This window comes from Arcicella aquatica, assembly GCF_034928825.1.
Lineage (GTDB): Bacteria > Bacteroidota > Bacteroidia > Cytophagales > Spirosomataceae > Arcicella > Arcicella aquatica.
The window spans coordinates 1-8,046 of sequence record NZ_JAYFUL010000086.1; the positions used below are offsets into that span (position 1 = coordinate 1).

Consider the following 8,046-nt stretch of genomic DNA (forward strand, 5'->3'; position numbering starts at 1 on the left):
TTACTTTTCTTTCCTTGATGAAAGAAAAGTAACCGCGCGGCGGACCGCAAAAGAAAATCAAGAATTCCTAATCGCATCGGCGAACCGACTCGCTCCGCTCAAACAGTAGGAATTCGTTGTTCATCAATCATAAAAAAGCGGTCGAAATTAGTTTTTCGACCGCTTTTTTGTGATTTTAAAATTCGGGATGACTCATGTTAAGATAGTTTTTATAAAGCGGCTTGAAGCTTATTTAATTCTACTTTCAATACGGGGATACTTTCGCTTAATTTAATCTGAAAAGTATTCCAATGTGCCAAGATTCCTTCATATTCTGGGTCATCTTTGATTTTCTTTTCCATCATAATCAAATACCTTTCTAACTCAGTTAATCCTACCATTCCTAAGCTTGGCTTTAATTTATGTGTAAGTATTCTTAACTCCTCCCACTTTTGTTGATGAATCAAATCCGGAAATTCATTGAAATCTGGTAGTACATCCTCAAGGAATGTCTGAAAAATATCCGCTGCATATTCTTTGTCCTCTCCGTAAAGGTCTTCTAAACGGTTCTTATCAAGAAGAGTAATGTCGTTGTTATAATCATTGCTACTAGTACTAGGAGAGGGCTCTTCGGGTACAAGAACAGCATGATCAGATTTTGTACCTACATAATTCTGAATGACACTCAATAAGTGATTCGGAGAAAAAGGCTTAGTCACAAAATTATTCATTCCTACTTCAAATGCTTTATTTTTCTGGTCAAGCATTGCCGAAGCCGTTAAGGCAATAATAGGAGTATTTTGATTAATGTTTTGAGTATTTCGAATCTTAATTGTGGCTTCGTATCCATCCATATTTGGCATTTGGATATCCATCAAAATAATATCAAACTGTTCTTTTTTAGCTTTTTCAACAGCTTTCCTTCCGTCAGAAGCGATGGCGTAAGTAAAATGCCATTTGTTTAATAAGCTACTGATGTATTTCTGATTCATGGCATTATCTTCAGCAACGAGTACCTTGCACGACGCTAGGTTACTGCTCGCTTCCTTAATGACATGATTATTTTTGATGACTTCAGTCTTAGCCTTTTGGAAAGGTAAAGTAACAATAAAAGTAGTTCCTTCTCCTTCTCTACTCTTCACCTCGATGGTTCCGCCTTGTAGCTCTACTAGTTGTTTCGTAATGGCTAGACCCAGTCCTGTCCCTTTATGTTTATGTCCTTGTTCAGAATCTACTTGTTTAAATTTCTGGAAGATTAAATCTAATTTATTTTCAGGAATACCAATACCCGTATCCGAAATCTTGAATTCAATCCAACAAGTATCTAGCTCTTCCCTTTGAAGTTTTACCATCACATCAATGCTTCCTTGTTCTGTAAACTTTTCAGCATTGCCTATGATATTCAACAATATTTGGTTCAGCAATAAATCATCGCCTAAATAGTTGCCACTTATTTTTACATCGGTCAATAAATTGATTTCTACGGGACTACTATCAAGTTTTATTTGGAAAACCCTCTGGATAGTACGGAGTAATCCGACCAATTCAAAAGGGTGCTTATGTATCTCTATTCTTCCAGCCTCTATTTTTGCCATGTCTAATAAATCTGAAATAAGGCTATGTAAAAAATCAGCAGATGTTTTCAAAATATCCAAGTATTCAAATTGTTCATTTGTTGGGTGAGTATCAAACATCAAGTGAGTCATACCAATAATCGCATTCAGAGGCGTGCGAATTTCATGGCTCATATTTGCCAAGAATTGCTTTTCAGCTTGTCTGGCCTCTTCAGCAATCACTTTCGCTTTTGCTAGTTCTTGTTCAAGGAGCTTTCTTTCAGTAATATCATAATGTATGCCCATAGAGGCCACTACCTCGCCATGTTCATCCATGATAGGCGCACCGCTAATTAATACCCAGATAGGCGTTCCGTCTTTTTTAATTAAGGATAATTCATACGAGCTTGCTTCTCCTTTTTCTCTTTCTTCTTGACGCTCGTCAACGATTTCTGTTTCAGCTTCTGGTAAAAATAATTCCTTGGCATTTTGCCCAACAAGTTCTTCATTGGTATAGCCCAACATTTCGCAGAAACGGTCATAGGCTCTTAGGATTGTATGGTTATTATCAACTTCCAACAAGCCTAATTCCATATTATCTAAAATACCTCTATACTTTTCTTCACTTTTACGAAGTTGCTCATGTGCTAAATATTTATCAGTTACGTCGGAATAGTTGAATAAGTGCCCTTTGTATTGACCTTCAAGAAAGATAGGAATATAGTTTCTTTCCAAGATTCTTCCGTCAAGCATTTCAATTTGTTCATCAACAACTATTTCTCTTTTAGTCAAAATCTCACCAATCCTTGTAACAAATTCTTCGGGGTCTTTAAATAACTTTTTTACGTCATCAACTAGCGAAAGGCAGTCTATCCCTGTCAGTTCGTTGGGGGACATATTGATTTTGAACAAATCACAAAAAAGTTGGTTTGTCAAAACAATTTTATGATTTTCATCTTCAACTAAAACCCCTTTTTGTAAGTTTGAAATCAAGTCCCCAAATCGAGCCTGAGTAGCTCTTAGGGTATCCTCTGTTCTTTTACGTTCTGTAATATCACGGGCAACGGCAACCAGTTCTACCGTTTTATCGTCGTTTTCAATACGTCTAACATTCTGACCAATCCAAACGATTTGACCACGTTTTGATTTTATTGGAAATTCATTATAGGTACTTTCTTTCCCATTTAGAATCATTTCTGTATAAAAATCAATGTGTGATTCCTGATAGTTTGGCAAAACTAAAGAAGTGAAATGTTTACCAATAATTTCATCTTCAGTAAAGCCTAATCTTTCTTTAACAACGGGGTTAACATAAGTAAAGATGCCATCTACCGATACTTTATAGATAATATCTTGAATAGAATCTATTAAATGGCGGTATTTTTTTTCAGTTCTTTGTAATTCATCAGCAGTATATCTCACTTTTTGTTCAAGATCCTGGTTTAGGTGTTGTAATTGTACGGTGGTCTCGTAGAGTGCCAAAGCCTTTTGCTCCAAGATATTCTCGGTTTGTTGGTGAGCTTGTTTTTCTAGCTCTATTTGGCGTTTGAGCTTTTCTATTTCTTCCATATCAATATTAAAAAATCTAAAAGTTTTCTTCAACCCTCCGCAAGGATGTTTTAATCATAAATTATGCCAAAATATTAAATTTTATAGAAAAAATATTGTTTTTTCTATAAAAAATTTAGGTTGAAGTTTTAAACATACTTTTCAATGAATTTTTAAAAGGTTAATGTTACTAAATACTTATTTTTTTAGGAGTAAATGAAGTTTAGAATATATACTATAAAAACTAAAATAAGAAACCATAAGATTTTTATAAACTCAAGAAGTGAGACATAAATGAGATAATGAAGCTTATAGATATTTCGTATGTCGCCAAATGGTAGTAAGTATTCTAAGGATGTTGGATGGTGCAAAAACAGCCAAGTGTTAAATTTGATAGCTAAAAAACTTTCAAATGATTTGAAATCATGATAATATAAAGCTACTTGTTGAAAACAAAATAAATGTTCTAACTAGTTTTTCTAAAACTGGCTCATAATTATCTTTTAATTACAATGAAATTTAGCATTTTTTTTGTTAAAAATATGTGTAAGTACAATAATTATACAAATTAATATTAAAGTTTTATTTTTTATAAAAATATCTTGATAATAGCTTTTTTATTTTGCCTTTTCTGCCATTAAAAGTGCTATTCTTATCTTATGATATTCATACTTTGCATCCATTGCTTCAAATAAAGGTTTTACAGGGTCGCCTTTTTTCACATTCATTACTTTGGCTGCTCCCATAATTTGTTCATATTCAGCTTGGGTGATGAAGGCTGAAATATCAATGTTTTCTCCGTCTTCATACAATTTGGCAAGATGTGAAAAAATAGTAACAGGATTCAAATTTCGTTGTTCAGCAATTTCTTCTACCGAAAATCCTTCTTTATACAATTGAAAAGTGTAATGATGGGTATCGATGCCTGTAGCATGGCTACCTTTTGGAATAGTTTTCAGAAAATTTCTGATTTCCAGTAAGAAAGCTTCTCCATATTGTCGATATTTCTGTTCACCTACTCCCGAAACATTCATAATTTCTAATTGAGTAAGAGGTTTTTTCTGCGCCATATCTGATAGCGTCGCATCAGAGAAAACTACAAATGGCGGAATGTTTCTATCATCTGCTATTTGTTTTCTTAGTACTCTCAAACGCTCAAACAACGCATCTTTAATAACCTCTTTTTTACTTTTCTCTTTTGGTATATTAGCTTCGCGTTCGGCTTGTTTTTCTTCAAAAGGTCTATAACGTACCAATTGTACTTTTCTGCCTTCTTTTAAGATAGCCCACGATGCCTTATTGAGCTTGTAAGCATGGGCTTCGTCATAAGCAATATCCATGACGCCCGAATTTAGCATCTGTTGTAAATAATCAGCCCACTCATCTGCTTTTAACTCTTTTCCTGCTCCAAAAGTTTTGATTTCATGGTATTTATGCTCAATAATTCTTCTGTTATTGGCCCCTCTTAGAATATCAATCAACATACTCATAGCGATGTTTTCACCTGTACGGGCGATGGCCGAAAGGGCTTTTTGGGCTATTAATGTAGCATCAAACCTAATCGGTGGATTTTTACAAACATCACAGTTGCCACAATCAGTTGTAACCTCTTCGTTAAAATAGCTCAAAAGGATGCGTCGCCTACAAATTTCTGCTTCAGCATATTGTTTCATCCGCTCTACTTTGGCTACTTGTACTTCTTTCATCTCAGCAGGCAATTCCGAAGTAGCAATCATATCTTTCCTGACCAATAAGTCATTGTAAGAATAGAAAAGCAAAGTGTCCGACTTCAGTCCATCACGCCCAGCACGACCAATTTCCTGATAAAAACTTTCTACATTGGATGGCATCGAATAATGGATTACCCAACGTACATTAGATTTATCAATTCCCATCCCAAAAGCAATAGTCGCTACTATTACCTGAATGTCATCTTGAATAAATTGATTTTGCACGGTAGAACGCTCATTGGCAGGCATTCCTGCATGATAACACTTAGCATTAATGCCTACTTTTTGTAAGGCTTCGGCTACGGATTCAGTGTTTTTTCTACTCAGACAGTAAATGATACCACATTGCCGAGGATGCTCTGCAATAAAGTTTTGAATAATTTTAACACGATTTCTCCCTGCTTGTACAGCAAGCGAAAGATTGGGTCTATCAAAAGAAGAAATGAAAACTTTGGCATCGGGAATGCCCAATTGAGCTAAGATGTCTTTACGAGTCACTTTGTCGGCAGTGGCCGTTAAAGCAATCATTGGTACATTCGGTAATGCTTTTTTTAATACATTCAGTTTGGTGTATTCTGGTCTGAAATCATGCCCCCATGTAGAAACGCAATGCGATTCGTCAATGGCAAACAGGCTTATATTTAATGAAACCACCCATTCTAAATATCCTTGTGTAAAGAGTTTCTCAGGAGAAATATATAATAGTTTTAGCTCGCCATTTCTGCATTGGCGTTCTATACTGCTTTGTTCTTGTGTGGTTAGGGATGAATTCACATACTCCGCCGCAATGCCATTAGCCTTTAAAGCTTGCACTTGGTCGTGCATTAAGGCAATTAATGGAGAAATCACTAAGGTTAAGCCTTGCATCATCAAGGCTGGAATCTGAAAACATAATGATTTTCCACCGCCCGTCGGCATCAATACCATTGCATCTTGGCCATAAAGGACCCAGTCAATAATATCTGATTGTAATGGTCTGAAGGCATTGTAGCCGTAATATTGCTTAAGGACTTGTTCTTTGGTGAGTGACATGAATTTTTACCGAACGTAGGAGTTGTTTAAATGGCATTTTTATGCAATTTACATTTTTCAAGTGATTTTTGCTTAAGATTAGGGCAATGAAACAAAGTTCTATTACTTTTGATAAACAAAATTTAACATACGAGTAGCTTGAAATCTAATAAATAGCTACCTCCTTCTTTGATTAAAATAAAATGACAAAATCCATAAACATTAATCCACCAATCCGTAAATTTTTAACGGCAGATTTTCAATTAAGCACTTGGGAGAGTGTAAAACCTTTATTTGATAATTTAGTAGAGCGTACTATTAATAATGCAGAAGATTTACGGAAGTTTTTCACTGATCGTTCTGAATTAGAAAGCTACCTTTCTGAAAACTTTGCTTGGCGTTATATCAAAATGACTTGCGATACGGGCGACAAAGAAATCAAAGCAAATTTTGATCATTTTGTGACCGAAATACAACCTCATTTGGCTGAATACGACGATGTTTTGAATAAAAAGACGTTGGAAAGTCCATTTCTGGATGAATTGACTGATACAGGTTTTGACATTACCATTAGAGGAATGAAGAAATCGACTGAAATTTTCAGAAATGAAAACATCACGTTGTTTACTGAAATCCAGAACCTTTCTAGCCAATACCAAGCGATAGTAGGAGCGATGACGGTTGAGTTGGACGGACAAACTAAAACTTTGCAACAAGCAGGAGTTTTCTTGGAAAATACCGACCGTTCTTTAAGAGAATCTGTTTATAGAAAAATACAAGAACGCCGTTTTCAAGACCATGAGAAGCTGGACGAGCTTTTTAATAAATTGACGGCTTTGCGTCATCAGATTGCCTTGAATGCGGGGTTTGAAAATTATCGTGATTATTCTTTTGCCGCATTAAAACGTTTTGATTACACAACTGCCGATTGCTTTAATTTCCATGATGCTGTAGCTGAAACCCTTGTTCCAATGTTAAACAATTTAGCGAAGGAAAGAAAAAGTGCTTTAGCTGTTAGCGAATTACGTCCTTGGGACAAAGCCGTTGATGCAAAAGGTCGCCCAGCGTTACATCCTTTTAAAGGAGGCGAAGATTTATTGAATAAAACCATTGAGTGTTTTACGCAATTAGACCCATTCTTGGGCGAATGCCTGACCATTATGAAAGGAATGGGGCGTTTGGATTTAGAATCAAGAGTTGGCAAAGCACCTGGAGGATATAATTATCCATTAGAGGAAACAGGTTTCCCATTCATTTTTATGAATGCCTCATCATTGATGCGTGACGTAATTACGATGCTTCATGAGGGTGGTCATGCGGTGCATTCTATCGTGACGAAAGATTTGATGTTGAATACTTTCCGTAATTTCCCTTCAGAGGTAGCAGAATTAGCTTCGATGTCGATGGAACTGATTTCGATGGATTTCTGGAATGTGTATTTTGATAACGAGGAGGAGTTAAAGCGTGCTAAAATCCAACACTTAGAAGACATCATCAGTACACTTCCGTGGGTAGCAACGGTTGATAAATTCCAGCATTGGATTTATGAAAACCCAACGCATACGGTTGAAGAGCGTACCAAAGCTTGGGTTAATATCTATGAAAAATTTACTGATTCTGTAACGGATTGGTCTGGCTTAGAAAATTATAAATCGTGGATGTGGCACCGTCAGTTACATATTTTTGAATTGCCTTTTTATTATATCGAATATGGTATTGCACAGTTAGGCGCAATTGGCGTATGGAAAAACTATAAGGAGAATCCAGAAAAAGGCTTGGAAGGATATTTGAATGCCTTGAAATTGGGTTATACGAAACCAATGCGTGAGATTTATGAAGCAGCCAATATTCCTTTTGATTTTTCAAAAGAACATATTGCTTCGCTGATGGATTTCGTGCAGGCAGAATTAGCTATATTGAAAAAGTAAGAAATACAATTTTCATACTTAATCTGATTGCTAGATTTTTCCGAAATTCCGCTGTTTGAGCGAAGCGAGTTTCGGAATTTCTTGATTTTCTTTTGTTACTTTTCTTATATCAAGACAAGAAAAGTAAGACGTTGATAGCTAGTATTTTATCTTTTGATATTGAATCTAACAGTAATATTTAGGCTTTCCTTTATGGTTTTAATTATCTAACAATCAACACGTTATAAATAAAACAACCCCGAAAAAGTGTCAATACTGGCAATTTTCGGGGTTTTTATGTATTTTGTTTCTGCTAGA

Annotated in this window: 3 protein-coding genes; 1 reads left to right on the forward strand and 2 read right to left on the reverse strand. The window is 35.5% G+C overall.

The genetic code is table 11. The features are described 5' to 3' along the window. Window positions 1-209: 209 nt before the first annotated feature. Window positions 210-3,101 carry a PAS domain-containing hybrid sensor histidine kinase/response regulator gene (locus VB264_RS24735; protein WP_323254062.1) on the reverse strand — a complete coding sequence of 964 codons (2,892 nt, stop codon included), beginning with the start codon at window positions 3,099-3,101 and terminating at the stop codon, window positions 210-212. A gap of 596 nt (window positions 3,102-3,697) precedes the next feature. Next, window positions 3,698-5,842 carry a DNA helicase RecQ gene (recQ, locus tag VB264_RS24740; RefSeq protein WP_323254063.1) on the reverse strand — a complete coding sequence of 715 codons (2,145 nt, stop codon included), beginning with the start codon at window positions 5,840-5,842 and terminating at the stop codon, window positions 3,698-3,700. Window positions 5,843-6,024: 182 nt separating this feature from the next. On the opposite strand from recQ, the gene VB264_RS24745 reads away from it, so the two are divergent. Further along, on the forward strand, window positions 6,025-7,749 hold the full coding sequence (locus tag VB264_RS24745; RefSeq protein ID WP_323254066.1) for a M3 family oligoendopeptidase: 1,725 nt from the start codon (window positions 6,025-6,027) through the stop codon (window positions 7,747-7,749). Window positions 7,750-8,046 lie beyond the last annotated feature (297 nt).